The sequence below is a fragment of the Leptospira venezuelensis genome (assembly GCF_002150035.1).
Lineage (GTDB): Bacteria > Spirochaetota > Leptospiria > Leptospirales > Leptospiraceae > Leptospira_B > Leptospira_B venezuelensis.
In genome coordinates this window covers 1,417,530-1,443,371 of sequence record NZ_NETS01000010.1, presented here as the reverse complement: position 1 = coordinate 1,443,371, position 25,842 = coordinate 1,417,530, and the positions used below count along the sequence as shown (strand labels likewise).

27 protein-coding genes are annotated in these 25,842 nt (G+C 39.7%); 8 read left to right on the top strand and 19 right to left on the bottom strand.

Annotated elements, in window-relative coordinates:
• Window positions 1-11: 11 nt before the first annotated feature.
• Both B1C82_RS14010 and B1C82_RS14005 read left to right on the top strand, forming a co-directional pair.
• A complete protein-coding gene (locus B1C82_RS14010) occupies window positions 12-704 on the top strand; it encodes an ATP-binding protein (protein WP_086448145.1) in 693 nt (230 codons plus the stop codon).
• Window positions 701-1,471, top strand: coding sequence for a glycosyltransferase family 2 protein (locus tag B1C82_RS14005; RefSeq protein WP_167373765.1), 771 nt, complete (start codon window positions 701-703; stop codon window positions 1,469-1,471). Before B1C82_RS14010 ends, B1C82_RS14005 begins: the two co-directional genes overlap by 4 nt.
• Before the next feature lie 7 nt (window positions 1,472-1,478).
• Here the strand turns inward: B1C82_RS14005 and B1C82_RS14000 are convergent, their stop codons facing one another.
• Entirely contained in the window at window positions 1,479-1,871 is a 393-nt protein-coding gene (locus B1C82_RS14000) for a hypothetical protein (protein ID WP_036090145.1), read from the bottom strand.
• Between the two features lie 67 nt (window positions 1,872-1,938).
• On the opposite strand from B1C82_RS14000, the gene aroE reads away from it, so the two are divergent.
• Complete coding sequence (gene aroE / locus B1C82_RS13995) at window positions 1,939-2,805, top strand: shikimate dehydrogenase (RefSeq protein ID WP_086448143.1); 867 nt, start codon at window positions 1,939-1,941, stop codon at window positions 2,803-2,805.
• Window positions 2,806-2,826: 21 nt separating this feature from the next.
• Window positions 2,827-4,032, top strand: a complete 1,206-nt coding sequence (locus B1C82_RS13990; RefSeq protein ID WP_086448142.1) for a glutamate ligase domain-containing protein — start codon at window positions 2,827-2,829, stop codon at window positions 4,030-4,032.
• Between the two features lie 138 nt (window positions 4,033-4,170).
• Here B1C82_RS13990 and B1C82_RS13985 read toward each other — a convergent pair whose 3' ends face one another.
• The 9 genes from B1C82_RS13985 to B1C82_RS13945 all read right to left on the bottom strand — a co-directional run bounded on the left by B1C82_RS13985 (window position 4,171) and on the right by B1C82_RS13945 (window position 12,508).
• Window positions 4,171-4,734, bottom strand: a complete 564-nt coding sequence (locus B1C82_RS13985) for a hypothetical protein (protein WP_157894138.1) — start codon at window positions 4,732-4,734, stop codon at window positions 4,171-4,173.
• 61 nt (window positions 4,735-4,795) lie between these two features.
• A complete protein-coding gene (locus tag B1C82_RS13980; RefSeq protein ID WP_086448140.1) occupies window positions 4,796-6,424 on the bottom strand; it encodes a PEGA domain-containing protein in 1,629 nt (542 codons plus the stop codon).
• Window positions 6,421-7,191: an ABC transporter permease gene (locus tag B1C82_RS13975; RefSeq protein ID WP_086448139.1), complete on the bottom strand. Its 771-nt coding sequence runs from the start codon at window positions 7,189-7,191 to the stop codon at window positions 6,421-6,423. The genes B1C82_RS13980 and B1C82_RS13975 overlap by 4 nt, the downstream gene beginning before the upstream one ends.
• On the bottom strand, window positions 7,188-8,090 hold the full coding sequence (locus tag B1C82_RS13970) for an ABC transporter permease subunit (protein ID WP_086448138.1): 903 nt from the start codon (window positions 8,088-8,090) through the stop codon (window positions 7,188-7,190). The genes B1C82_RS13975 and B1C82_RS13970 overlap by 4 nt, the downstream gene beginning before the upstream one ends.
• A 12-nt stretch (window positions 8,091-8,102) precedes the next feature.
• Window positions 8,103-8,558 (bottom strand): PTS sugar transporter subunit IIA, encoded by a 456-nt coding sequence (locus B1C82_RS13965; RefSeq protein ID WP_086448137.1) that lies wholly within the window; start codon window positions 8,556-8,558, stop codon window positions 8,103-8,105.
• A complete protein-coding gene (locus B1C82_RS13960) occupies window positions 8,533-9,441 on the bottom strand; it encodes a hypothetical protein (RefSeq protein ID WP_086448136.1) in 909 nt (302 codons plus the stop codon). The genes B1C82_RS13965 and B1C82_RS13960 overlap by 26 nt, the downstream gene beginning before the upstream one ends.
• Window positions 9,431-10,582: a 4Fe-4S dicluster domain-containing protein gene (locus tag B1C82_RS13955; RefSeq protein WP_086448135.1), complete on the bottom strand. Its 1,152-nt coding sequence runs from the start codon at window positions 10,580-10,582 to the stop codon at window positions 9,431-9,433. Before B1C82_RS13955 ends, B1C82_RS13960 begins: the two co-directional genes overlap by 11 nt.
• A gap of 8 nt (window positions 10,583-10,590) precedes the next feature.
• Window positions 10,591-10,872, bottom strand: coding sequence for a hypothetical protein (locus B1C82_RS13950; protein ID WP_010414765.1), 282 nt, complete (start codon window positions 10,870-10,872; stop codon window positions 10,591-10,593).
• Window positions 10,873-10,963: 91 nt separating this feature from the next.
• On the bottom strand, window positions 10,964-12,508 hold the full coding sequence (locus B1C82_RS13945; RefSeq protein ID WP_086448134.1) for a cellulose synthase family protein: 1,545 nt from the start codon (window positions 12,506-12,508) through the stop codon (window positions 10,964-10,966).
• A gap of 650 nt (window positions 12,509-13,158) precedes the next feature.
• Between B1C82_RS13945 and B1C82_RS13940 the strand changes: the two genes are divergently transcribed.
• Window positions 13,159-13,890, top strand: a complete 732-nt coding sequence (locus B1C82_RS13940; protein WP_086448133.1) for a motility protein A — start codon at window positions 13,159-13,161, stop codon at window positions 13,888-13,890.
• 167 nt (window positions 13,891-14,057) lie between these two features.
• On the opposite strand, the gene B1C82_RS13935 is transcribed toward B1C82_RS13940, so the two are convergent.
• The 3 genes from B1C82_RS13935 to B1C82_RS13925 form a co-directional block, all read right to left on the bottom strand.
• On the bottom strand, window positions 14,058-15,683 hold the full coding sequence (locus B1C82_RS13935) for a hypothetical protein (RefSeq protein ID WP_086448132.1): 1,626 nt from the start codon (window positions 15,681-15,683) through the stop codon (window positions 14,058-14,060).
• Window positions 15,684-15,698: 15 nt separating this feature from the next.
• Entirely contained in the window at window positions 15,699-17,180 is a 1,482-nt protein-coding gene (locus B1C82_RS13930; protein WP_411550327.1) for a potassium/proton antiporter, read from the bottom strand.
• A gap of 96 nt (window positions 17,181-17,276) precedes the next feature.
• Complete coding sequence (locus B1C82_RS13925) at window positions 17,277-17,615, bottom strand: DUF1292 domain-containing protein (protein ID WP_086448130.1); 339 nt, start codon at window positions 17,613-17,615, stop codon at window positions 17,277-17,279.
• 109 nt (window positions 17,616-17,724) lie between these two features.
• Between B1C82_RS13925 and B1C82_RS13920 the strand changes: the two genes are divergently transcribed.
• A complete protein-coding gene (locus tag B1C82_RS13920) occupies window positions 17,725-20,214 on the top strand; it encodes an ATP-binding protein (RefSeq protein WP_086448129.1) in 2,490 nt (829 codons plus the stop codon).
• A 228-nt stretch (window positions 20,215-20,442) separates the two neighbouring features.
• On the opposite strand, the gene B1C82_RS13915 is transcribed toward B1C82_RS13920, so the two are convergent.
• Genes B1C82_RS13915 through B1C82_RS13900 form a run of 4 tightly spaced genes read right to left on the bottom strand, consistent with a single transcriptional unit; the run spans window position 20,443 to window position 23,118 of the window.
• Window positions 20,443-20,733 (bottom strand): HNH endonuclease, encoded by a 291-nt coding sequence (locus B1C82_RS13915; RefSeq protein ID WP_086448128.1) that lies wholly within the window; start codon window positions 20,731-20,733, stop codon window positions 20,443-20,445.
• A 3-nt stretch (window positions 20,734-20,736) separates the two neighbouring features.
• A complete protein-coding gene (locus tag B1C82_RS13910; RefSeq protein WP_086448127.1) occupies window positions 20,737-21,723 on the bottom strand; it encodes a type I phosphomannose isomerase catalytic subunit in 987 nt (328 codons plus the stop codon).
• A gap of 6 nt (window positions 21,724-21,729) precedes the next feature.
• Entirely contained in the window at window positions 21,730-22,398 is a 669-nt protein-coding gene (locus B1C82_RS13905) for a J domain-containing protein (RefSeq protein WP_086448126.1), read from the bottom strand.
• Window positions 22,399-22,425: 27 nt separating this feature from the next.
• Complete coding sequence (locus B1C82_RS13900) at window positions 22,426-23,118, bottom strand: LIC_12936 family protein (RefSeq protein ID WP_086448125.1); 693 nt, start codon at window positions 23,116-23,118, stop codon at window positions 22,426-22,428.
• Window positions 23,119-23,235: 117 nt separating this feature from the next.
• Here B1C82_RS13900 and B1C82_RS13895 point away from each other — a divergent pair, with 117 nt between their 5' ends.
• Window positions 23,236-23,568 carry an STAS domain-containing protein gene (locus tag B1C82_RS13895; protein WP_008595407.1) on the top strand — a complete coding sequence of 111 codons (333 nt, stop codon included), beginning with the start codon at window positions 23,236-23,238 and terminating at the stop codon, window positions 23,566-23,568.
• Window positions 23,569-23,571: 3 nt separating this feature from the next.
• Here the strand turns inward: B1C82_RS13895 and B1C82_RS13890 are convergent, their stop codons facing one another.
• Complete coding sequence (locus B1C82_RS13890) at window positions 23,572-24,195, bottom strand: LIC10729 family protein (RefSeq protein ID WP_086448124.1); 624 nt, start codon at window positions 24,193-24,195, stop codon at window positions 23,572-23,574.
• Between the two features lie 35 nt (window positions 24,196-24,230).
• Here B1C82_RS13890 and B1C82_RS13885 point away from each other — a divergent pair, with 35 nt between their 5' ends.
• Window positions 24,231-25,163 (top strand): bifunctional riboflavin kinase/FAD synthetase, encoded by a 933-nt coding sequence (locus tag B1C82_RS13885; protein WP_086448123.1) that lies wholly within the window; start codon window positions 24,231-24,233, stop codon window positions 25,161-25,163.
• 61 nt (window positions 25,164-25,224) lie between these two features.
• On the opposite strand, the gene B1C82_RS13880 is transcribed toward B1C82_RS13885, so the two are convergent.
• The gene (locus B1C82_RS13880) at window positions 25,225-25,782 is read right to left on the bottom strand and encodes a hypothetical protein (protein ID WP_086448122.1); all 558 of its coding nucleotides are present in this window, start codon (window positions 25,780-25,782) and stop codon (window positions 25,225-25,227) included.
• Window positions 25,783-25,842 lie beyond the last annotated feature (60 nt).

Genomic DNA, 25,842 nt, shown 5'->3' with positions numbered 1-25,842 from the left:
GTTCAAGGTTAATGGGTCAGGAAATCCGGGATATATCAGACAATATCCGGCTTACGGTTGAGGATGGAAGAATCCTCTCTCTAAAGACCCATCGAATCACCAGATCGGTCGAGGAACATATCCAACAAGCGATCGAGCTCATCTTGGATAAGGTCACTTATCCCACCCTTGTTCCAACGATTTACACTATCGTAAAAGAATTATCGATCAACGCCTGCAAGGCAAATCAAAAAAGGATCTTCTTCGAGGAAAATGGATACGATATAGAAAATCCCATCCAGTACAAAAAAGGAGTCTCCGAATATAAGCAATTATTCTCCGAAAAAATGGCGGAAGAATACGGAAACAAATCCAAAAAGAAGGGATATTTCTGTTTGATCACATTCGACTATTCCATGGATGGAATTCGAGTTGAAGTAACGAACAATACGCCTGTCACGATTGAAGAAGAAAAATCTCTCCGCGAAAAATTAGAAAAAGGAATGCAATACGGAGATATCGCACAGTTTTATCTAGATAACGCTGACAATACGGAAGGAGCGGGACTAGGACTCGCACTTATATTAATTATGCTCAAAGGAGAAGGAATCGATCCTTCTTTTTTCAGGATCATCATCCGCAAAGACGTAACCATCGCCAGATTGGAAGTTCCTCTTTCGTCTAATTTTAAATCCGTAAGAGACCAGGATTTTTCCCGCGCTTGATGTTACCAATCTCAGCCTGTATCATAACATTAAACGAAGAAGATAATATCGAAAGATGTCTGTCTTCTCTAGATTTCGTAAATGAGATCATCGTATTGGATTCTGGTTCCGAGGATAAAACAGAGAGTATCGCAAAGAAGAAGGGGGCCAAAGTAGTCCTCCGAAAATTCGACGATTATGTTTCCCAGAAAAATCACGTAATCTCTTTGGCGGCAAACCCTTGGATACTTACTCTGGATGCGGACGAAGAACTTTCTCCCAGCCTAAAAGAAGAAATTAAAAACTTATTCCAGAATGGAGAACCAAGCGAAGACGGGTTCATCATCCCTAGACTAACAATGTATATGGGAAAATGGATCCGACATGGAGGCTGGTATCCAAATTATCGGGCCAGACTATTCTTAAAATCAAAAGGCAAATTTGTGGGCGGAAAGGTCCATGAGGCCGTGGAATTGTCTGGAAGTAGAAAGAAATTAAAAAATCCCGTATTCCATTATTCCTACGAAAATCTATTCGACCATGTTAGTTTTATTAATAGATATTCGGAACTTGCTGCCACTGAAAAATTCGGAAAAGGAAAACGTAGCGGTTTATTCTTAGCCCTATTAGAAGCAGGATACAAATCTTTTTGGATGTATTTTGTAAGACTTGGATTTTTGGACGGAAGAAGAGGACTAATCCTCGCTATTATGGGCTTCTATTATAATTTCTTAAAATACGCCAAGGTATTCGAAATGACCCTGGCGGAAAAACAAAAGAAGATATAAGCTTAGATCAGTCTCTGCGTTCTTTATTATGATTGATACGGTTCATAATATAGAGCATGGAGTATCCGCCCAATAGTACCGCGATCAAATTCACATTTGCAACCTGGTAGATTCCAATCTTTGGTGAGATTAACCAATACACCACTTCTCGAATCAGGTCTTGGAAGATAGAAAGAATGATTAGAGATCCCAGAATAGCGACTAAAAACGCCACCCAGTAACCACCTAAAAGATCCTTTCTTTTATAATAATAAAAATACCAGGCTAAACCGCCACTAATAGACAGAACAAACAGTATATCCGTGAATGTCGTCCACCAACCCGAAGAAGAAGCTAAAACTAAAAAGGGTTGAGTGCCGAGTAAAGGGAGAAAATCGTTGAGCGAGGCCAGGATTCCCATCTGCATTACAGGTTTTCCGGGTTTTCGGATAAAGTCGAGAATTTTAGTAAAAAAGAAGCGGAACCAATTGAAAATCTTTCGAGACAGCTCAAAATACTTCGGGATCGTAGGGAACCCCCTATCTCATACCTTATCACCTTTATTGCATGGCTCATGGTATGACGACCTAAGTCTGGACTGCGGATATTTGGTTTTTCCAGTGGAAACTTTGGAAAAAAAGGAACTTCTTTCTTTGTCAAAGTTCGGAGTCAAAGGTTTGTCAGTCACAATTCCTCATAAGGAAATTGCATTTCAACTCGCAGACAAAACAGACCAAACTTCCCAAACAGTTAAAGCAAGTAACACTTTGGTTTTTGAAAACGGATCGATTAGCGCGTATAATACGGACGGAATAGGTGCAGTTCGCTCTGTCCAAGAATCTTTCCCGGAAAGTTTAAAAGGAAAAGTGTTATTGATCGGAAGCGGAGGAAGCGCGCGCGGAATTTCTTTTACCTTATTGAAAGAAGCGGGAGTAAAAGATCTAACTATTGCTGCAAGAAATCCTAAAACTTCTGAAGAATTGATTGGACTACTCTCCAATATTTCATCCGCAAAGATACAATCGTCCGATCTAAACGAAGTACAAAAGAATTTTTCGGAATATTCACTCATCATTCACACAACTCCTCTCGGAATGAAAGGAAAGGATCCAGGACCTATAATCCCTGAGTCTTGTTTTAGAGAAGGACAAGTTGTATTCGACATCGTTTATAATCCTTTGGAAACCCCATTGGTTTTAGGAGCCAAGAAGAAGGAAGCGAGTATCGTACCAGGAACAGAAATGTTGCTCTACCAAGCAGTAGAACAATTCCGATTATTCACTGGTGTGAGTTTAAGCCCGGAACTTATCGAGAAAGGAAGATTTCGACTGTTACAAGCACTTGGCTATACCTGAGAAAATATTAGAAAATCATAAATGTCTATCCCAGATTTTTTAGAATTCGGATCCCAATTAACCAATTTAGAGAAGACCAGGAATTTTAACGTATTTGGGGACTATTCTCTGGATCCATTCCGTACTCTTGTAGATTCCCACAGTTGGAGAAACAGGAGAAAAGAAAGGCTTAGGATTTCTGTAGTCGGGACAAACGGAAAAGGTTCCGTTTCTCATTTTTTAGCAGGAAGTTTTTCTAATCTTGGATACAAAACAGGTTTGTACACTTCTCCCCATCTATTCGATCCAAAAGAAAGAATTCGTCTCAGCCCACATTTTAATCCGGTAAATGATGAAAATCTAAAAGAGATCTCTAATATACTATTTACAGAAAGCAACGCAGAGGAGCTTTCCTTTCTTTCTTGGTTTGAATGGTTTACTCTTGGATCCTTCGTTTTATTCGAAAAAAAGGATATTGCGGTCCAAGTATACGAAGCCGGTCTAGGAGGAAGGTTAGATGCTACTAAACTGGCAGATCCGGATGTGTTAGTAGTATGTGCTATCGGAGAAGATCATAAAGCAGTTTTGGGAAATACAAAAGAAGCCATCCTAAAAGAGAAATTGGGAATAGTAACTGAAAGAACTAAAATCGTATTCGCATTAGAACCAGAACCTTCTCTCTTAAAAATACTCAAAGAATTTTGTTTAGAAAAAAATTTAGAGTTATTTCTTTATCCTGCGTTACCCGAAGGAAGGTCGTATCTAGATCACAACCAAGAGTATGTAAAGTTTATTGTACATAGATTAGAAGAGATCATTTCTAAAAACGAAATCGCAATCCAAAAAACTGAGAAGGAAGTTGCAAAGCCTCTTCCTCGTCCACCTGGTAGATTAGAAATCATATCTCACTCTCCGTTTATCGTATTTGACCCCGCTCATAACCCAGATGCAATCCGAGTTACACTCGCGTCTTTATCTTCTGCGTTTCCGGAAAAAAGATTCTCCATCTTAGCTGGATTTTTACCGGACAAAGAAGGAGAATCTATGGCGGAAAAACTTTTAGATTATACAAAAACTCAAAAGTCAGATTTGCATTTTTTAGATTCTAAAGAATTCAAACTCCCGGATGGATATGGATCTTACTCTATCGCTCCAGAAAAACTTTCTGAAATGCTAAAACCTTCGGATAATGAAAATGCGATCTTAGTTTTAGGAAGTTTTAGATTATATTCTTATATTAAATCTTAAATATTTGGTCCGATACGCCAAAGAACTCTAGAAAGGCCGCTTAAAATAAAATCGATGATCTTCCAAGGTTGCTTATCCGGATCTTAGAAACTAAATCCATCATTAAAAATGCAGGGAAAATTTTCGGAGGTGAAAGGTTTATCGCAAACCAACACAGAATTTCTTGCATATATTGATTGTACGATTTATGATCTGATATTTTAAAAACCAGAAATAAGTTCCTAATATCAAAAAGAATACGAATGGGCTCGACGGTATAATTTCAGAAATGACTCCGCTAAAAGCAAAATTCATAAAGGAACCGATATATATTCCACCAATCAAACTTGCATAACCCATTCGGATTTCAAGCCAAGGTTCGTTAGCGGTCATGATAATTCTCCCAAAGATTTGAAGTTCACGAATCCTATAATTCCAGGTTAAAATTTCCTGTCCCGGTTCGTTAAAGCCGGATCGGATAAAAATCTCCCTTCGATTCATCACCTTTATCTCGCCAAATTCATCTGGAAATCCATACACCTTACCGACTTGCCAATCCAAATCGACTCGTGAAAATTTAATTCTTTTTAATAGAATCCCCTTACTAAAATCCATCTCAAAGTATTGATACTTGGTTAAATAAACCCCCAAGAATATGAATGCGAAGATGCCTGAGAGCACGACTATAACTGCGACGATTGCGATTTGTTGATCTGACATCATATAATATACCAAATTTTTCCCGAAAACAGCCCAGGATAGAGAAGAAATAGTAATGATTTAATCAGAATCTCATATTAAACTTTGCGTAAGACTCTGCTTCATACTGGCCTTCTATACCTTTTACGAATGTGGGCATGGTTTTTACAGGAGCCACCCCTACCTCTAAGGTTTCAGAATCTAAACCTAGAGCATAGAATGTTGCAGATAAGATCAACATTGTTCCGATCCCATACAACATGAGCCCACCATGGATACCTTGGTGTTTTCCGAACCTTCCGGAAATGGATCTAAAATAATCGGATTTGCTTTTAGCATCGTTATAGATACTTTCCTGATAAAAATAAGAGAGAGCAAATGTTTGGAAATTAGGAGAAGATTGCTGCAATTCTTGAAGAGCCGTAAAATTGGTGATCTGGACCATAGGCCTTGCATTTTCCAAGGCCTGATCAGCTCTTAAATTAAAATAATAGTATCCTGCATAGAAGAACAAACTTCCATAAAGAGAATAAATTGCGAAATCATCATAGGTATGATCTAAGAACAAATACTTTTTATTTTTATAATACGAAACGGATTCCCCTTCTTTCAATCGAGCCTTGACTTCAGATACTTCTCCTTTTTTGATTTCCACTCCCTTGAATTGGTCCACGTGATCGGCCAAAACAAATCTCAACCTATTCCAACCAACTTTGACCGGAACCTTTGCAAGCGGAGTAACTCCCAAATATTCGGAGCCTAAATATACTTTAGCACCTTGGGGATCGGAATCGACAGAAATAAAACCCTCTTTTTTATCTTTTTCTAATACAATATCCAGATCTTTAGGGGATTCTCTCAGATCAACCTGGCCTATCCAATCAGAATATCCGTTTTTAGTGATCCGAATATCATGAATTCCAGAAAGAATATCATTTCTTTTTAAAGGAGTTTTACCTATATAATTCCCATCCAAAAATACAAGTGAATCGTATTGGTTTCCGGTTTTTACAGAAAGAACTTTAGTATGTTTTCCCAAAAGTGTTTTGCGGATCTCTTCAATGACCGGATTTAATTCTTGGTAAGATCGCCTAACACTTGTTTTATGAGAGAATTCCTTTTTAGACCCGTCTTTGGAGGATCGCATCCGGATACTAATTCTAATTTCTTCTCCCTTCTTCTCAAATTCACCGTATGTTGAATAGAAACAGTCATATTTTCTGGAGATTGGAATAAGAAAACCCTCATCAGGAGCAGGCTCTGCCTCGTAAGGTTGAACTTTTAAAGTTAAGTATCTAGGATCTTTTGAAACGTTTAATGAAAGTTCTTCTTTTTTTAATTTTTCCAGACCTCTATAATCCCATTCTCCTTCCCTTAAATTCGGTTTAACATCAGAAGGATTTGGACCGAAAGGATGTTGGATAGATTTAGGGATCAAAGATTCGTCATAGATCTGAACTAATGATTTTAAACCGGAATAAAGAACGGAAGCGTATCCCGAAGAATAAAAGTCCAAAGATGAATCTCCGGATAAATTTCTAAGCGGGAAAATACAAAGTTTTCTTTCCTTTTCGAATTTGATTTTTTCGGGAGAAGAATATTCAGGAAAACGATAATACTCATCTATCGCATATGTTGGCATTCCAATAAATAACGGAGACAAACAAATTAATAAAACAACGGCGGAACAATTTCGGAAGAATAACAGTTTCAAGAACGTTTTCCTCCTACAGTCATCACTAAACCTAAAATTCCAAGAGTAGGAAACACTAAAGACCAAGGAGCATTCTGCGCATAATCTTTAGAAAACGCAATTTGTTCTCCTAGCCCGGGACCAAATAATTCTCCACTTGCTGAAATTCCTAAAAATCCAAAGATCGCAAGAGTCATTACTACTGCCGGAAGTCCTGTAAACAAAAGTACTCTTAATATTTGAAACGCTTGAGGAAGAAGATGTGCCCTAAAAACATAAGATTTACTTGCTCCGAAACAAGAGGCAGCTAATGCATATCCGCTTGTGCTTACTTCATCTATCTTAGCTCGGACCGTTTCGTAAGCTTGCGCCCAATCTCCCAGGACAATCGCTAAAAATAAAGGGATCGGCCCTGCTCCAAAAACTTGAACTACAATTAATGCTAAAAGTAGTGAAGGTAGAGAAACAAACACAGAAGACAAAGGAGAGAATACATTCTTCTTAAAGAATGGACTAGTATAAGAAGCCAAACCTATTAAGGAAGCCACTGTTAACGTAAGAACTCTTGCAGGAAATGCAAATAAGAAGGTTGCCAAACTTCCATATGCAAACATGGAAAAAACATCTCTTCCCAATCTATCTTTACCGAACGGGAAATCGAAAGAAGGAGAAAGAAAGGATTCTTTCAAATTTAATTCTGTAGGTGCGGATTTAAATAATATTCCAAATATAACTAAAACTAAATATAGAGAGATAGTTCCGTAACGAAGCAGGTTAAGAGTTTTCAAGCGGCGCCCGCCTCCCAACCCAAAAGACTATCTCTTACTCTTTCAGAAACCCTGGTGAGAATATAGAATACCGTCCCACTATAAAACAAAAGTGCTGAAAGCAGCGCAGAATCCATAGTCCGGATCGCATGATACATGGATTTTCCGATTCCAGGAAAGAAAAAGATCTCCTCCACTACGATTGCGCCTGAAAGTAAAGAACTCAGATCTAATAAGATCAAGATCAGAAGCACAGGAGATACTTTGAGTAGAATATGCCGAAATAATATTCGATTTTCTGAATATCCTCTTGCTTTCAAAACATTAGTATACGCAGATTTTTTTTCTGTTCTGGCCAGTTGATGAGCAAAAATAAAAAGTCTGGCAAACACTCTAGATCCCAATGCGATTCCAGGCAGGATGACATATGCGGTATTTCCTGGTTCATAACCTCCTGGTGGAAGCCAGCCGAGTATCAGAAAAAAAAACACTAATAGAAAGACAGAAACTACGAACACTGGAGTGGATAGGATGAGTTGACTGATAAATCCGAAAACTTCTCCTATAAATTCAAAACGAGGAAGAAGAGAAACCAGAGCCAGAAAAACAGAGAAGAATGTACCTGTTATTACTGCAAAACCAGCCAAATGTAATGTAGGCCAAAATCTGGAGAGAATATGAGCAATAACAGGATCCCCAGATTCAGTTTCTCCCAAATCAAAACTGACTAACCCTTTCCAAAACTGCAAATATTCTTTCGCAAAACTAGTATTAGTCGATCTGTCTAAAGAATCCTGGACTTGGATTCCTGAGTCGGCCTCTAAAAATTCCTTATTTAGAGACCTGAGTTGGGAGAAAAATACTGAAATCGCGGAAAGGAAAACCGCAAAGATCAAAAAGCGTTTCGCTTCTTCTAACAAACTCTCACCCTCTCACGCGGAGAAAGCTTTCCGGATCTCTTCGAAATTTCTGGAAAGGATCAGTTTTTCACGATCCTCTTTTACATTGAGGGTTTTTGCGATTTGTGCCAGAGTTTTGATATGTTCTTGGAATTTGGATTTGGGAACGATTAAAAGAATAAAAATATGAACGGGAAGATGATCGATTGCATCAAAATCGATTCCCTTTCGAGAAAGACCCATCACACATTTGAGTTCGTCCACCAGATTGACCGAACAATGTGGAATTGCCACCCCACTGCCGATGCCCGTGGACATGGATTTTTCTCTCGCCATGAGAGATTCGTACACAAGTTCCCTGTCGTCTCGAGCAATAAGCGTCGAGTCGACGGCCTTCTGGAGAAGTTGATTAATCACTTCTTCCTTAGAGGAACCTTCTATTTCAAAAATTACAGTCTCTGGCTTAAGTAAAGCGAGGAGCTGGTTCATTCTTCTCTGTCCTATCTCCTAGGAAAATACGAATCAGGATGGATTCAATGAAAAAAAACGATGAGACCCACAGGAATGTGGGAACAAATACCGGTGGAAGGAAAAAAATTGCCAATCCAAGAGGTGCCAAACTCAAAAAAGAAAGAGGCAAAAGTGAGCCTGTATTTCTTCCCGGCAAATTCAGAAGTAAAATGAAGGAAAAAGTTCCAAGCCAAACGGGACCAGAAACAGTTTCCCAACCTGGAATCTTAGCAATATGTATCCAGACAGAAAGAAGGATAGAAAATCCTAAAGGTAGTAAAAGAGCTAAACTACTTCGTAATAACAAAGGAACTGCTAGGATTACTCCGAATCCGCCACATGCTTCCAGCGGGGAATATCTAAACGCAGGCAATGTACCTTCTGTGAAAAAACCAGGAGTATATATATCAGGATAAGAAGATCCTCTAAGCACAGAAGAAGGTGCGGAAGCCCAGCTATCTATTCCAGGTAAAAAGTAAAATATTAGAAAAAGCAAAAATTGTAATAATGCCAGAGGGAATCGTATCTTAAATCTCTGTTCTAAAATCCACCATAGGCCAAGCCCAACCCCTAAGGCAAAAACTGCATGCAAAGCATACCTTGAATCTCTGGGAAGAAGAAGTGCAAAACTCAATGCGTGATTGACCCAATACAGCGGGTAAGACTTCCCACCTGTAAGTAGAAAGTAAGCCCCCGCTCCGATTAAAAGTCCAAAACCTGCAGGAATAATTGGATAATAAGATCCGCCTGAACCTAAAACCAAAAGACCAATCGCCAAAATTGCAAAAAGAATATCGGGAAAGAGAAGGTCTTTTCTTCTGAAAAAACCATTTTGGGTAGAGAGAACATAACTAAAAGCCATGGTTCGCCTCCTTCCAAGTTCTGATCTTATTTCTTAAAGAAATGGTAGAAGGACAAAGAAATGTGCAGATCCCGCATTCCATACAAAGTGAAGAATTAAAATTGCCGAAGCTGGAAACCAGGGCCATAGGATTTGCTTGTGTAGGGCAATTATAAGAACATTCTCCACATTCAACACAAGGGAATTCTCTTCTTTGGGAATCATGTTTGGTTAAAAAAACTAAGGAATAATTCTGTCTGATATCCCAATAGAATCCTTTTTTGATATCTCTGACTGGATTTTTTTCGTAAAAGGAATTAAGAGTAAAATTAGAATATTTAGGGCCGTATTCTTCGAATAAAAATTTCAAACTCTGTCCGTTTCGAATACGAACTGTAGAATCTGCCTTTCTAAGCCCTCCATTCTTCCCTAAAAAATAAAGAGCGATCTCTCTTTCTATAAAAGGAAAATCAGCGAATAAAGCTCTATAAAGATTATATAATGTTTCGGGGCCTAAATATAAGATTTCCTTAATTTTAGAAAAAGGGACTTTTTCAGTTTGAGAAACGAAATATTCAGGAATTCCCCAAGGATATGTATAATTTTTAATAGGGGGTTTCAGACCGGAAATATAATCTCTGATTTGTGCTTCTGGAAAAAGGGTTTTTAAAACTTCCACAAAACGAGTATGGCATTCTGAATTCTTTTTTAACTCGGGAAGATAATCCACATCTTGGGTTCTTGTAAATGGAGCTAAGATGATAAGTGATGTTTTCTGTCTGGATTTGAGATAAGATAAAAGAGAATGTTCCGGAAAATCCAGACTCACTAAACCGAGTCTGTCCATCGGTTCGAGCACTTCTTCTTTTTTGAGTCTTTTCGGGATCCAAGGTTTGGAGCCTATGAAGTTTCCATCTTGAACGATACGGATTTTAGATCCTTCTTCGCTATGTTCTAAAGAAGCGATCCCGTTTACTGGAGAGAGAACTGAACCTGAAGATTGTTTGTAGAGAGGATCTCCTACACTCACCCGAACTGGAAAATCCTTAAGTAATAAGGCATCTTTATCCGGGAAGAGGGTGTAGGGTTCGTCCAGGACCGTTTTGCGATTTCCCGTTTCTTTTACGGTCCTGGGTTGGAGAAGGAACGGTTTGGAGAACAATGCCCTTTTTAGTTAGGCGACTTCACCATATAGATTTCGTCTTTAATGGGAAGTTCTTTCTTCAAATTTTTGATATAAGGAAGGATTTCTCCCATCGGCTCGTAGAATTCGCAATCAGTCTGCATACGGCGAGCCACAGTAAAGTATTTGTATAACTTTTCTTCGCCGGAACGTTTGGACCATTTTTTCTTGGTACATTTGACCCGGAGGATGTATTTGTCCGCCTCGGATTCATACTGTCTGACGGTTACACAATGCAGGCAGTTGGCGCAATAGACTTTCTCACTCATCGGTTATCCTGTTTCCTGGGGTATTTGACAGATTTAGGCGAGGACACAGGGAGTCAACCCGTTTCTCGCCTTTTGTTTGGTGGAAGCTGTGTCAGGCTTCCTGAGGGATCTCTTCCTGAGCTGCGTTCCTTGCTTCTTTGTATTTCCAGGTAAATTCTTGGAAAGATTTAAAAGCTACGAAGAAGAAACCGATCCCGTAGATCAATAGGAAGCCTACTATATAAGGACGTCCCACTAAGAATGATAGCACAACGGAAAACACACAATAACAACCAAGTAAGAACTCAAGAACTACATGGAAGTCCAAAGGAACTGTATATTTCAGTCTTTCTTTCAGAGAGTCTGAGTTATTCTCAATCCTTAACTTAGGAGTTCTTTTGAAGGAAGACTGGATACCTAAAACAGCCTCGAGCCATGCTCTAGTGTTCACGATAGCAATCCCAGTTCCAATCATGATCAGAATTGGAAGATATACCAATCTCTTTTTCCAATCTTTGTATAATGTCTTTTGCGAATATGCGTAGAAGAATAAAGGTCCAACAGATCCGATAGAAAGGATCGCTGCAGTTCCGGATAATACTTCCAATGGAAGATCGTAGAAGCTGAAACCAGACCAATATTCCATTAATAATAATGGAGCGCTGAATAGAATGTTCACAATCATGAGTGGGTGAACAGAATAATTGATCAAGTGGGTCACAGCCTCAGCCTTGGTTTTCCAAGGTAGGTCTGCTTTCCAGATACGAGGAAGAAGTTTCACTGCTGTCTGGATAGAACCTTTACACCAACGGAACTGTTGGGATTTGTATGCAGACATCATCGCAGGGATTTCTGCAGGACAAACCACATCTTTAAAATAACGGAACTTCCAGCCTCTTAGCTCTGCGCGGTAGGAAAGGTCGAAGTCTTCGGTAAGAGTATCATGCTCCCAACCACCAGCGTCCTCGATTGTTTTCTTTCTCCAAGTACCTGCAGTACCGTTGAAGTTCATCCAAAGTTTGGAACCGTTACGGGCTACTTGCTCGATCATGAAGTGACCGTCGATACCGAAACTTTGAGCTTTGGTTAGAATATTGTAATCTGCGTTGATATGTCCCCAACGTGCTTGTACCATTCCGATCTGAGGATCGTCAAAGTAAGCCATGGTTTTAAGAAGGAACTCAGGATCTGGCATGAAGTCTGCATCGAAAATAGCGATGTAGTCCCCTTTACAAACTCTCATTCCTTCGTCCAAAGCGCCTGCCTTATGGCCAACACGATTGGTTCTATGAAGGTGATGAATATCGAAACCTTGAGCCTTGTATTTTGCTACTAAAGAAGCAGCTTTTTGGATGGTCTCATCTGTAGAATCATCCAGGACTTGGATCTCTAATTTATCTTTAGGATATTTTAATGCAATTGTGGAATCGATCAAACGATCTACTACGTAAAACTCGTTAAAAATAGGGAGTTGAACGGTGACTACCGGAAGGCTCGGATCGTCCAAAGAAAGGTTTCTGCTCGGGTCTGTATCACAATTGGTGTTGTACTTTTTGTACAGATACACCATGATATAGGTATGGATTCCAAAGAAAAATAATCCTAGAATATCGAGGGCGTAAATTCCCAAAAACAGAACGGTGACTACAGTGAGCATTTGGGACAAAAATTTTGGAAATAGCTAAAAAGTCAATGGATTTTGCAGCGCAACATGCAAAGTCACATTTTTCGGTAGGAAATTAAATCCTCTCCCTAAGGAAAAATTCCGCCCGAACCCTAAGGTCCGAACTTTGAAATCCGATATTTTAAATCGGATGGACCTTTAACCTCCCTGGTTAAAGCCAATCCACTGCGAATTTTCACTTTCTTGTAGAGGGGATGGACGAAACCGTCCCTTATTTTTTTTAACCCCCTGGCTCGGAAGTTTTATCTTTGTAGGAGCTCCCACATGTAATAAGGGGAGCCCCCACCCTGCGTTGGGATTGGGGGGAGTGGCTTGTGGGAAAGCTCATTTTCCCTATCACAAAATCCTCGCCCCGTCAACGAAAACCTTCTCATCAAATGCATGTAGGAATTCCTACAAAATCTCCTCCCATGAGAACTTCGAGTGTATTGCCTGATGCTAAGGTCGTGAGATTTGGATCGACGAACTCCGCCAGGGATGCGAAGGGCTTTGTCACGAAGTGACGAGGGCGAATGCCCGAGCCCGCAGCAACCCGGTCCGAACGAAGTGAGGAGGCGGCCAAACTTCCCTTAACCTTCACGAAAAGACTTGTCTAATGGACATAATCTACCTAATTTGCTCCCATGCGTTCGGCCCTCTTCGGTTTAATTGCCGCATTTGCTTCCGTATTATTAGCTATCTTATTGGAAGAAGCGCATTTTCTTTCCTTCCTCAAACTATCTGCGCTCGTATTGATCTTAGGGGGAACAGCGGGAGCAACGTTTGCAAGTTACACGCCAGAAGAATTTGCAAATCTAATCATTCACCTAAGAGAATCCCTTTTTCCTAAAAGAGAATTTTCTCTCTCAGACGTATTCTTGGACTTCGCGGAGAAGGCCCGCAAGAATGGATTATTATCGTTAGAAGACCAACTTGCAGCAGTGCCTGACGCATTCTTAAGAAAAGGAATACAACTCATTGTAGATGGAACGGATCCAAGAGCAGTCGAAGAAATTTTATTCGAAGCAGCAGAAGGTTTGGAGAATAAGGAAACTCGGTCCGCGAAAATTCTAGAAACGGCCGGAGGATTTTCTCCAACCATCGGGATCATCGGAACTGTAATGGGTCTAGTAAGTGTGTTGGAAAATTTGGGGGCTGGAACCAGAGCCTTAGGCGAAGGAATTGCGACTGCATTTATCGCAACCTTCTACGGGATCGCGTTTGCGAATTTAGCTTATTTTCCATTGGCAAATAGACTTAGGACTTGGGCGTTTTCCAGAGACAGAAGAAGGCAAGCAATCATTCGAGGAATTATTTCTCTGCAAACAGGAGACAACAGAAGGATCCTTGTAGAGAGAATGGCCCCGTTCTTGTAGGAGCTCCTACAAAGGGGACGAGTGCGGCCCCCACCCGAATTGGGTGGTGGTGGAGGGCCCGTGGGAGAACCCTCGCTCCCTATATCATAAAATCCTAAATCTTTCAACCAAATTTTTGCGCTGTAAAACTTGTTGGAATTCCTACATTTTAATTCGGACTCAGCGTTTTAGATTTGATTAATCCCTTCGTTCTTCTTGCGATTTTCTTCTTCCCACATTTTATTCTCACGTGCCTCATCTATTAAAAAGGGCTCTTTGTATTTCCGCAGCGAACCGAATTGAAACTTCCAGAACAAATCCCATCTTCTGATGTCGAACACTTCCCCTCTTATCAACAAATTCAAAGAATCATAATATTCTTTTAACTTAGGATCTTGGATCTTATTTTCTCCAGATTCAATAGATTCGAAATAACCGGAAGGCAAACGTCTGATCTTATGACCTACCCTGCCTTTTCCTTGGATCCTAGAAAGAAGAGGATCTCCTAAAGCAACTATATCGATAATATATTGATCTGGAAGAAAATATCCAATCACACCCGTACTAAATTTAATGAATATCTTTTGGTCTGTCGGTGGGAAAAAAGGTTTCTTATTCGCGAGATTAGAGAGAAGAGAATCCTTTTTGTTATACCAAGCAAGACCGGTTCCAGGATAATACCAAAGTTTCTCGTCTGCAATTTCTCCTCTTTCCAAAACCCAAGGATTTTGCTTTGCTTGTTGTTTAACGGAATGTAGCGGACTGGAAGATAGAAAAATATTATATAAAATTAAAACAAAGCCGAAAACATAAAGCTCATTTCTTTGTATGTTCTCCAAACGAACCAATGCAATCCCGAAAAGTAAGACCACATAAGTAAAAAATCTTCCGGCCATAAAATCCCCACCCACAAAGAGGATATAGATCAAGTATGGCAAAGAAAAGAGCAAAGATATAAAGACAGAATTGGATTCCTTCCGGAAAACAGCTCGGACGATCGCCACAATCGGAAGAAATACAAATACGACAGAATCCCATTTCAATTCAAAAACATAATAACGTAACCCTTGCGAAAGTATCTGAACAAAAGGATCTTCTACATTCGTTTTAGAATAATATGTATTCGGCAAAAGAGAACCATAGTATAAAGCAGAGAATAGAAACCAAAAGACTGCAGGAAGGCTACATATAAATATTTTAGAACATGAAGAAATATTAATTTTCTCTTTCTTCCAATCTTCGATAAAAACTATTAGAAGTGGGATCAAGAAAATTAAAATAAAATCAATTCTGGAAACTAATCCGAGACTGGCGAGAAAGACTAGGCCCGGTAACTTAGAATCGGCCCCTTCTTCTTTCCTAAAATATAAATAGAAGAAGATTGTTTCGATTAGATAGTTTAGAGAATTTTCTAAACCTGAATAGGAGTAATCTACAAAAGATCGGGAAGATAGAAGAAATCCAAAGCCTAGCCAAAATGAAACTTTAGAAATTGAAATCTTTCTTAAAAAATAAACTGCAGTGAGCCCCCAAACAAATGAGCTAAAAAAAGACCAGAATACTATATTCTGATAGGTATAATAAAAAGGAGAAAGAACCAAGATTAAAAGTGGATTTGTAAACGCCTGCACACGCTCAGCAATATTCCAACGTAAACCAAATCCGTTTACAAAATGATCCAATACTCTAAAGCTAATAAATGAATCATCGCATAGCCATGCATTTTGATAAGAAATATAGGAGAATATAAAAAGAATAAAGATTAGTTCAAAATAGTTAGATCGGAACACTTTCTTCCAATCAATACGATCCATTCCATTCTAAGAAGCTTAAGCTTCCTTTCTATCTCCCATTCTAGAAAGAATTTCTCGGATCTTATCTTCTGCACCTTCCGGAGTTAAAACCAAAAGTACATCCCCATCTTCCATCTTGGTTTTACCTGTTGGAACCAAGTGAGAATCTCCTCTGTAAATCAAAGTGATCAAAGAGTTTTCAGGGAAATCTAATTCGTAAACAAATTTGCCTACAGAAGCAGAACCGTATGGAACAATATATTCCAAAAGTTGAGTATCGCTCTTGTCCTTGTTCTCAAATTCAAACGGATAAGAAGCCCTTTGTTCCAAAGCCGCCTCGAGTCCCAAAATTCGAACTGCAAATGGGATCGTAGATCCTTGTAATAACAAAGAAGTTAATACAGTAAAGAAGACAATATGAAAGATCATCTCTGATTCTGGAAGTTGTTTCGCAAAAGGGAATGTAGCGAGAATGATCGGCGCCGCGCCTCTTAATCCCACCCAAGAGACCAAAAGTTTTTCTCTCCAATCTACATTAAATCCAGTGAGAGCTAAAAATACTGCTGCTGGTCTCGCAATCACAGTAAGGAAAACCGAAAACGCAATTCCTAATGCCGCGACAGATGGAATTTTAGAAGGAAATACTAGAAGTCCTAAGGTAAGGAACATCACAATCTGCATCAACCATGCAATCCCATCCATAAAACGAACATTACTTCGTTTATGAACGAAAGATCTATTTCCTATTATGATCCCTGCGATGTATACAGCCAAGAACGGGTTTCCCCCGATCAGATCGGTTGCAGCATATACGAATAGAACGGAGGCAGAAAGCAATACCGGATACAAACCCTCGTAATCCAGTTTTATCCTGTTCATACCTCTATAAATCCAATAGCCTAAAAGTAGACCTAAGATAATTCCTAAGCTAAATTGTTGGAAAATAGTCCAGGCCAAGGTGTCCCAAGAAGGAGAAGAAGCGCCCACAAAACCTAAAACGGACGTGGTTAATAAAACTGCTAGAGGATCGTTACTACCAGACTCCAATTCTAAAAGAGAAGTGAGCCCTTTTCTCATACCTATATTGCTAGTTCTGAGAACATTGAAGACTGCTGCGGCATCGGTAGAAGATACAATTGCGCCCAAGAGAAATCCGATAATAGGCTCGAAACCCATTACAAAAATTGCAAATAAGGCAACGAATAAACAAGTGAGAAGTACTCCCAACGTTCCTAAAGAAATACCTTTCCCGAGTACTGGTTTTACCTTGGTCCAATCGGTTTCCAGACCTCCCGAGAACAAGATAAATGCTAATGCAATAGAACCGACCTTTCTAGTCAGATCTGCATCATTAAACCAGATCTTTAGAATGCCGTCGGAACCTGCTAACATCCCGATCGTTAAGAATATAAGTAGAGAAGGAATTCCAAACTTTGTGGAAACGCGTAATAAGCCTATGCTCAAAATGATGAGACTCGACAGAGCTAAAATTTGAAACTCGAAGTTAAGAGCGTTCAATTCCACTATGATAGTTTCTAATCCGTTGAAAATTGTGCGATTTCTTTTTTTATGAAAAAACTATTTTCAAAACAAAAATCAAAACCGTTGGACCCATTAGACTACGTCTGAGTTCAATTCGTACAATAAATCTTCTAACTCTCTGGGATCAGTGACTTCTATCAATCTATCCTCTCCGAATTCATCCGCTTCTATTTTCACGGCAAAGTATCCGAAACTTTCTTCTCCTTTTAAAAATCCTACATCCAAATTGATAAGATCAGTTTCGTCTTCAGAAGAAGGTATGAGTAAAAAATATTGGTGCTCGTCTAACTCGACTACTTCTCCCACAATAAAAGAATATGGATTTCCATCCTCATCCAGCAAGTGCAGAAGCTCGTCGCCTAGCTCCTCATGCTCTGTGGATTCAGTTTCCTTATCATAAGATTCCAACATTAGAGGTCGTTCCCTACTGTAAAGATCGGCCCAAAAAAGGATTCAGCTTTGCCGTAAAAGGTGGACAAACCTGAAAATGCGTCGTTTATAGGATGAAATTCCGTCATTTATGCATTCGAATCGTGTAATTTTCCCAATTTTTTTTCTCTGCATTCTTCTCTCTTGGAATTGCGGAAGGACAGATTATGATTTGGGAGAAATTCGAGAAGGTAAACTAGAAGCAAAAGCTTGGGACCCGAACAAAACCATTCTTGCACTGAGAGGAGATTTGGAATTGGTTCCAGGAAAATTTTTGGCGTCTGAGCCTGAGCAGGCGGGACAAATCCAAGAGACGGTTTATGCGACTGTCCCTTTGATCTGGAACGAATTCACCAAAGATGGAAAACTGTTATTTCCAAATGGAAAAGGTTTTGGGACCTACACTTTACATCTTCATCTTCCTGAAAATTGTCCTGAGTTGATGTTAAAAGTTCCGGATCTTGGGACTTCTTACTCGGTTTATGCGGATGGAAAACTTTTAGAGACTGTAGGCAAGGTGGGAAAAACTCCAGAGACCTCAGTTCCATTCCTACAAACTTCAATCGTCCTTCTTCCTCAAGATTTAAAAAGGTTAGATTTTGAGATATCCAACTTTGCTCATATCAATGGAGGCCTCTGGTTTACTCCTGAGATTGGAACTCCTTCCCTTATATTAAAAAAATTGCACGCTAGCCAGGCGGTGGATATTGCGAGTTCGGCAGCAGTTTTGGTGCTTGCGATCTATCAGATCATGGCTTTCTTGAGAACGAGAGAAGAAAAAAGCCAATTATACTTTGCTTTATTTTCATTAGCTTCCGTATTCAGGTTTTTCCTGACCGGGAATAGGTTATTCAATTATGTGTTTCCTGAGGTTCCTTGGGAGATCAGTTATAGATTAGAATATCTGAGCACCTATGTTCTATGTTCGGGGTTTTTATCCTATTCGGCGACAGCATTCAAACAAGATTTCCATCCGAAAACGGAAAGGATATCGTTCATCACAATGTTGGTTTTCTCAATTCCCACTTTGGTATTGCCTGCTGAATACTATGCAAGATTACTTTTCCCATTCCAATTTACTGTCATCATAGGCGGAGCTTATACTCTATTAGGTTGCGCAAGAGCAGTAATCCATGCAAGGCCTGGTTCCAGATTTTTCTTAGTAGGGATCTCTTTCATAATCATTGCCGGCGCAAACGATATTTTATCTTCTAATTATATATTAAATAATCATTACATACTTGCTCCCGCTATATTTTTGTTCATATTCTTCCATAGCTTAGGTTTCTCATTCTCTTTCTCTAGAGTTTTAAGAACTTCTATGGAGGCGGAGAAGGGACTACAGATCGCTAACCAGAATCTGAACGAGCTCAAAACTGAATTAGAAAACAAGGTAGAATCCAGAACTGTTCAACTTACAGCTGCAAAAGAAAAAGCAGAATGGGAAGCAAAATATAGATACGACTTCTTGGCTATCATGAGCCATGAGATTCGCACTCCATTAAACGGACTTTTGGGCACTTCTAATCTTCTGTCAGAAACTTCTTTGACCCAAGAACAAAAGGAGTATGCGGATATTATCCAAGCATCCGGAGAGAATCTTCTCCACTTAGTGAATCAATTATTAGATCTTTCTAAAATAGAAAACCATCGTTTCGTTTTGGAAATCCTACCTTTCGACCCATTCGCAGTTTTGCAAAGAGCCGCTAGAGTGGTAAAAGCAAGAGCAGAAGAAAAAAGGGTTCTAGTAGATTTCACTTATCCAGAACACCACCCTGGTATCTTCTTAGGTGATGAGGGAAGGATCCAACAAGTACTCTTAAATCTTTTGAGTAACGCGATCAAATTCACAGGCTCCGGCGGGAAGGTTTGTCTTGGAGTTCGTTTTTATGGAGAAGATCTTTTCTCGCGTGTTTTAGAATTCTGGGTCCAAGACGACGGAGTCGGCATTGCAGAAGAACAAGCGTCCTTTTTATTTGAACCATTCGTTCAAGCGGACTCTTCTGTTGCGCGAAAATTCGGTGGAAGTGGACTCGGCCTAACTATTTCCAAAAAGTTAGTAGAGCTTATGGGAGGAAGTATCCGAATCTCAAGTTCTCCAGGAAAAGGATCCAAGTTTTCGTTCTTACTTCCGTTCCCGCAGGAAGAGCCTGAAAAGCAAGAACTGGAAGAAGAGACGACTCCACCTATTGTTTTGCCTCCACTTAAAATTTTACTCGTAGAAGACCAAGAATTTTCCAGAAGGGTTGCGTTCGACATTCTTACTAAACTCGGAATGAAAGTACATTCTTTAGGAATGGGGAAAGATGCGATCGCTCAATTAGACAGAGAAACCTACGAGATCATACTTTTAGATATCGATCTTCCGGATATCAGCGGCGTAGAAGTTTCTAAAAGGATCAAAGAGTCTTTCGCTCATCCTCCCTATTTGGTGGCTTGGACAGCTCACGCATTACCAGGCTCCGAAGAATTTTTCGTAAGTTCTGGATTTGATTCTTATCTCAAAAAACCCTCTCTCAAAAGGGATTGGATCCTGTTTTTAGAAAGATATGTTCAAAGTAGACCAAAACCTGCAGGTTAATTCATTCAAAATGCATAATATATTTTTATTAATTTTTATATCGTTTGTGCTGATAGGATCTTCCAATTGTAACTCCGGAGGAAAGCAAGACTGCAGGAGGGCGACTCCAAGCGATAAAAATACTGCAGAGATATTGCAAGCTGGCTGTTTAGCCGATCAGAGTAATAAGACTGTCTGCGATCTATATCTTTTAGAGGCTGTATACCACACGCATTGTTGGTAAGAAGATCAGAATTCTTCAAAAGGAAGTTTATTCTTCTTGGAATTATTGCATTCTTTGCAAGCCGGGACCAGATTTGCTTTGATAGACTTTCCTCCTTTAGCCAAAGGAATTAAATGATCCATCGTCAGTTCATCCGGCGGAAATTTTTTCCCACAATAATGACAAATCCCGTCTGCTTTCTTTTTTCTCCACCAAGGGGTTTTACGTAAATCTTTTGCGATCTGTCTTTGTTTTTTGATCTCGGATTCGCTTACCCAAAGTAGAGGTTCTTCCGAATATTCTCCCGGCCCGTTCATAACTTAAGAATATTGGATCCAGTCTGAACCTGGACCGGACCAGGCCAAACGTAAGAAAGAAGATTTAGATTCGCAAACAACACCTTGTTTAATACCGGAAGCTGTGACTAAGACAGTGTCTCCAGTTTTTAAATCCAGATCTTCCAGTTTACATTCCCCGCTTAAAACCATTAAAACATGGAACACAGGCTCGGATGAAAAAGAAGGAAGAGAAAATTTCTTATTAGAATCGATCTCTATAATTTCCATTCTGAACTTATCGTTTGCAGTCAAAACAGAACGAGAGAATTCGGAAGAATCTATTTGTCGAGGACTCAATTTGTCCTTAGGATCGGCGGAAGAAAAATCCAAAACATCCAACGCTTTTTTAAGATGTAACTCTCTTGGTCTTCCGTAATCATATACTCTATAAGTAGAATCAGAAGATTGTTGGACTTCCATTAGAAGAATTCCACCTCCAATTGCGTGAATTCTTCCAGGGTTTAAAAGAAAAGAATCTAGTTCTTTTACTTCTACTTCATTTAAAATTTCTTCTACTCGATTAGTTTGCACGTATTCAGAAAATTCTTCTTTATTTGTTTGTTTAGAAAATCCACAAACCAGTTTAGAACCTTTGTCAGCTTGTAAAACTGTCCAAGCTTCTTTTTTGCCTGCACTTTCAGGATCAAACTTCTCTGCGTATGCATCGTCCGGATGTACTTGTACAGATAATTTTTCCTTAGCGTCGATCAATTTGATCAATAAGGGAAAACTTTGCCCTTTAAAAGGTTTTCCGAGAACTGAGTCAGAATCTGAAGTATATACTTCTCTAAAAGTTTTTCCGGAATACTCTCCGTTGGTAATTTTGGAAAGATCCGAACCATAATCGGAAATCTCCCAGGACTCTCCAATATCTCCCGAAGGGATAGAACGTCCCAATACGGTTTCTAATTTTCTACCGCCCCAGACTTTTTCTTTATAGATGGGCTCGAATTTTAAAACCTTCTGCATATATACCTATTTTTTTTGACCCTGGAAGAGTTCAATTTTAACTTTTAAGATCCGCTTCTTGAAATGAGTAAATACGTCGGGCCTAAATCCGGATAGATCCAGGGTATAGATCCTACCGGGGAGCAAGCTGCCTGGCTCCGGGCTCCATTTCAGATATCTATAACTTTTGTAACTACCCTTTCCCCCGCAAGAAGCACAGTTCAAATCTGAACCTCTGCATTCCGGACAGATAGACCTAACTACCAGAGGAATGGCTGCGAATATTCTGCCTAATAACTCTTCCGGTTTGAGGCAGATACGAATATCATGATAGATGCCCGTGTATTTTTTGCGATCCCTGCTTCTCATTCCAGCCCGAAGAAGGCCCCTTCTCGCAAATTCAACCGCTTGTGTGGCGAATAATATCCTGGAAGGCGGGATTAAATGAATTCCATTTTTTGCATGTTCTTGTCTTTTACGAATCTTGAATTCTTGGTCGAAACGAGAACGTTCTTCCGGTTTAGAGAGTATTTGATAAGATTCTAAAACTTTCAAGAATACAGGTTTAGAACCTGTGAGTCGATTATCCGGATGAAAAATTTTAGCGAGTTCTCTGTATCTATGTTTGATTAATTCTGGACTGGCACCGAAGTTCAGGCCTAGGACTCTGTAATGATCTGTCCAGGCCGAACTCATGGTAAAATTTTAGACTCTAAGAAAGGCTTAACGATTTGAATTATATTCTTGGAAGGAACCACCGCTTTCCAGACCATCAAGCATGGTATCCACATCTTTCCTGTCTGCACGGATCGTTCCTTCCACATACTTGTCAATAGCTTGGACCACTTCTGAAAGATTGTCCCGGTAAGAACGGACAAACTTTACTCGTTGGTATGGACTTCTGATATTTCCAAGACTATACACTTCTTCTTTGGTTCCGGCATCAGTTTTTCTTTTTACAACTAAAACAATATTCGCAGGATCGGAGGCGGCAACCTTCTCATTTTTTAATTCTCCGATCTCGTCATTTACGGGTCTGAGTTTAGTGACCAATGATTTTCGGGTAATAAACCGGACTCCATCTAGTTTCAGGGAACCTTCTCCCCCTGAAACTTTTAGATAAAACTTTTTATCTACTAAAAACCTGTCACGGACTGGGAAATTGAAATTTTCCATCGCAGGAACAAACTGGAAATACTCATTATCAATAATTTTTTTCCTTCTATTAAGGAAAGGAAGCATATCCTCTATTCTTTTATGAAAATCCTTGATGTCTTTGGTCAGTCCCTCTATGTCGCGGACCTGTGTAGGCTCGTAAGGAAGAATTTTGATCTGACCATCCTTCTCGAAGTCCTGAGAAAATATTTCCAAACTGAATAAACAGATCAAAAGAAGTAAGATAGACGGTTTCTTCATTCGTATGAGTCCGGACAATTCCTATAATTAATGTCGTCCATTCCGTCAAAAAGCCTGGATTTTTCCTAAAAATTCGTTGAATTCCGGCCGGATTCTACGAAAAGGGAAGGGACGGATATGGAAATCAGCATTAGAAAATCCAGCGAAACAAATATAATCAGCCTCTCCGGGAGCCTGGACATCTATACGTCCATAGATCTCAAAAACTTTTTCGAGCAGAACATTGATCGAAATAACAATAACGTTGTGATCAACCTGGAAAAGTTAAACTATATCGATTCCTCTGGAATTGGGATGCTGATTAAACAACTAAATTATGTCCAAGAATTGAGCGGAAAATTTTTCATCGCTAACATGAAACCTGCGATCGAAAAAGTTTTCAAAGTGGCAGGACTGACTTCCTATTTTCAAACTCTTTCAGAGTCAGAGTTCACCAGCCAGTTTCCCTGATCCTCAAGGATATTCCGGGGCAGTGTAGGACAAAAACACGTCCCAAACTCCCCAAAACCTGCCTTTTTCTCCTGCCAGCGGAGTAAGATTCAAATTCAATCTACCTTCTCTCAATTCAGATGGATCCACTGTAATATAGACTGGTGGAACTCCTCCATAGATGGACTTGGAGTATAGGTTTCCATCTGGAAAGCGGATCGTTCTTTTCAAGATCCCATTTGCAGAAATTCTAAGTTCTCTTTCCGGCAAAATCGCCGCATTTTCCGTTTTAGAAAATAATGTGAGATCAAAATAAACATAGATAATGTCTTTTCTATTCGAGTCAGCAATAAGTAGGATATCCAACCCTGTTTCAGGAATCATTCTACATTGGTTGTCAAATAATCGACCGGTTCCGGCGCCAGGAGCAGGATCCTTTCTATCCGGAGCTAATTTCAGTCCATTATGATAGGCCCAAATGGAAAGTTCGGGGAAGGTTTTATAATCCTCGGAAATATAGTTTTCTCCCCCCATCGGTTTGGAGAAATTCTCAAAATTTTTCGTTTTCCGATTTTCCTGACTAATCGGACCCTGTCCGGCAGCAGCAAGAATTAAGAATAAGAGAATTGCAATTCGGCGCCAGTCCATCTTTTTAGAATATCGACCGTCCTTTGGAGAGAAACTTGAAAATTCTTAGAAGTCTGGAGAACTTAAAAAGCAACCTAAAGACTTCCACAGTCGTAACTTTAGGGAATTTTGACGGGATCCATCTGGGCCACCAGGCTCTTTTAGAAAGAACCAAGGAAATTTCCCTGGAAAAAGGTCTCCCATCCTGTGTGGTTACGTATTACCCCAACCCTGCCCTGGTCCTAGGAAAAGACAAGGATCTGGGAGGGATTACCACCCAAGCAGATAAGGAAAATTTAATAGAATCTTATGGGATAGACTGGCTAGTTGTTGTTCCATTCACTCTAGAATTCGCGCAAATAGAGGCCGAAACCTTCTTAAAAGAGATCCTAATCAATCAACTCGGTGCAAAATCTATTCTGATCGGATTCAATCATTGTTTCGGAAAAGGTAGAAGAGGAGATTATGAACTTCTCAAGAAATACTCTTCCGAGTACGGATACGATCTGGAAAAATTAGATCCTGTGTTCTTAGGACCTACAAAACTTTCCAGTTCCTATATTCGTTCCTTATTAAGAGAAGGTAAGGTAACGGAGGCAGAAGAATGCCTTGGAAGAGAATTCTCTGTCACTGGAACAGTTGTACATGGCCACCAAAGAGGAAGAACGATCGGATTTCCTACTGCTAACGTGCAACCTTTGCCCGAACTTATTCTTCCTGGAGTCGGAGTTTATGCGGGAAGAACCGAGATAGAAGGTAAAACCTACCCTTCTATGATCAATATTGGAAATAATCCTACATTTGGTGACCAAGCAGTCACATTAGAAAGTCATATATTCGATTTTTCTGATGATATCTACGGAAAGAAGATAAACATAATTTTTACCAAAAAGATCAGAGAAGAAATAAAATTCCCGGGAGTAGATGCACTGGTCTCTCAATTGAAAAAGGACGAGACTCTTTCCAGAAAGATACTGCAAGAAAGGTGATCAGGTCGCTCCTGAAGCCGCCAGAGCTTGTGCTAATCGTTTAGCTCCATATCAGGTTTTCTTAAATTTTAAATCCACCGAATAGAGGAATCCCCTTTCTTCCCAAAAGGATTCCTTCCAAATCCTTGGGTGGCGTGTATCGCAGAATATTTGCAAACAAATGAGAAGGAATATGATCTGCCCAATTCGGCACAGACTGGAAGAGCGGGTCCCAATATAAAAAACCTGATTCTTCCTCTTCTAACCATACGATCTCTCTTCCTGTAAATTCCTCGAACCAAGATTTTAAAGAATTCAGTAAATTCGATTTATTTAAAATACTTATCCCTTTAGAAAAATCCAAAAGGTATTTTGGGGGGTATTTAGTCCTGCAGGACTCATTGGAACAAGTAATATACCTGACTTCTTCCAGGAATGCTGCCCAATCTCGGAGCCTTCCTCTAGATTTATACCAAGGGGTTTTGCTGATTACCCCACATTCAGGGCAAATACAAACAGGAGTAAGTGTCACTCCCTTGAGGGAAAGTATCGGAGCCTCTTTAGAAGGATAGGAAATTGATTCTTGGATCAAATAATCGGAGCTAGGTTCCATCGTTCCTACCGAATCCAGTCCACTCATTCGATTTTCCTCTTAGGCCGCGACAGAGCGTTAGTCGCGTCAATCCTATATACAATGTCG

Bases quoted from the DNA above. Each gene is read 5' to 3' on its own strand.
- B1C82_RS13920 (WP_086448129.1), top strand. From the start codon at position 17,725: ATGCATTCGAATCGTGTAATTTTCCCAATTTTTTTTCTCTGCATTCTT.
- B1C82_RS13900 (WP_086448125.1), bottom strand. From the start codon at position 23,118: ATGAAGAAACCGTCTATCTTACTTCTTTTGATCTGTTTATTCAGTTTG.
- B1C82_RS13945 (WP_086448134.1), bottom strand. From the start codon at position 12,508: ATGCTCACTGTAGTCACCGTTCTGTTTTTGGGAATTTACGCCCTCGAT.
- B1C82_RS14000 (WP_036090145.1), bottom strand. From the start codon at position 1,871: ATGGGAATCCTGGCCTCGCTCAACGATTTTCTCCCTTTACTCGGCACT.
- B1C82_RS13925 (WP_086448130.1), bottom strand. From the start codon at position 17,615: ATGTTGGAATCTTATGATAAGGAAACTGAATCCACAGAGCATGAGGAG.
- B1C82_RS13890 (WP_086448124.1), bottom strand. From the start codon at position 24,195: ATGGACTGGCGCCGAATTGCAATTCTCTTATTCTTAATTCTTGCTGCT.
- B1C82_RS13950 (WP_010414765.1), bottom strand. From the start codon at position 10,872: ATGAGTGAGAAAGTCTATTGCGCCAACTGCCTGCATTGTGTAACCGTC.
- B1C82_RS13910 (WP_086448127.1), bottom strand. From the start codon at position 21,723: ATGCAGAAGGTTTTAAAATTCGAGCCCATCTATAAAGAAAAAGTCTGG.
- B1C82_RS13880 (WP_086448122.1), bottom strand. From the start codon at position 25,782: ATGAGTGGACTGGATTCGGTAGGAACGATGGAACCTAGCTCCGATTAT.
- B1C82_RS13905 (WP_086448126.1), bottom strand. From the start codon at position 22,398: ATGAGTTCGGCCTGGACAGATCATTACAGAGTCCTAGGCCTGAACTTC.
- B1C82_RS13915 (WP_086448128.1), bottom strand. From the start codon at position 20,733: ATGAACGGGCCGGGAGAATATTCGGAAGAACCTCTACTTTGGGTAAGC.
- B1C82_RS14010 (WP_086448145.1), top strand. From the start codon at position 12: ATGGGTCAGGAAATCCGGGATATATCAGACAATATCCGGCTTACGGTT.
- B1C82_RS13895 (WP_008595407.1), top strand. From the start codon at position 23,236: ATGGAAATCAGCATTAGAAAATCCAGCGAAACAAATATAATCAGCCTC.
- B1C82_RS13985 (WP_157894138.1), bottom strand. From the start codon at position 4,734: ATGATGTCAGATCAACAAATCGCAATCGTCGCAGTTATAGTCGTGCTC.
- B1C82_RS13965 (WP_086448137.1), bottom strand. From the start codon at position 8,558: ATGAACCAGCTCCTCGCTTTACTTAAGCCAGAGACTGTAATTTTTGAA.
- B1C82_RS13990 (WP_086448142.1), top strand. From the start codon at position 2,827: ATGTCTATCCCAGATTTTTTAGAATTCGGATCCCAATTAACCAATTTA.
- B1C82_RS13935 (WP_086448132.1), bottom strand. From the start codon at position 15,683: ATGGATCGTATTGATTGGAAGAAAGTGTTCCGATCTAACTATTTTGAA.
- B1C82_RS13940 (WP_086448133.1), top strand. From the start codon at position 13,159: ATGCGTTCGGCCCTCTTCGGTTTAATTGCCGCATTTGCTTCCGTATTA.
- B1C82_RS13960 (WP_086448136.1), bottom strand. From the start codon at position 9,441: ATGGCTTTTAGTTATGTTCTCTCTACCCAAAATGGTTTTTTCAGAAGA.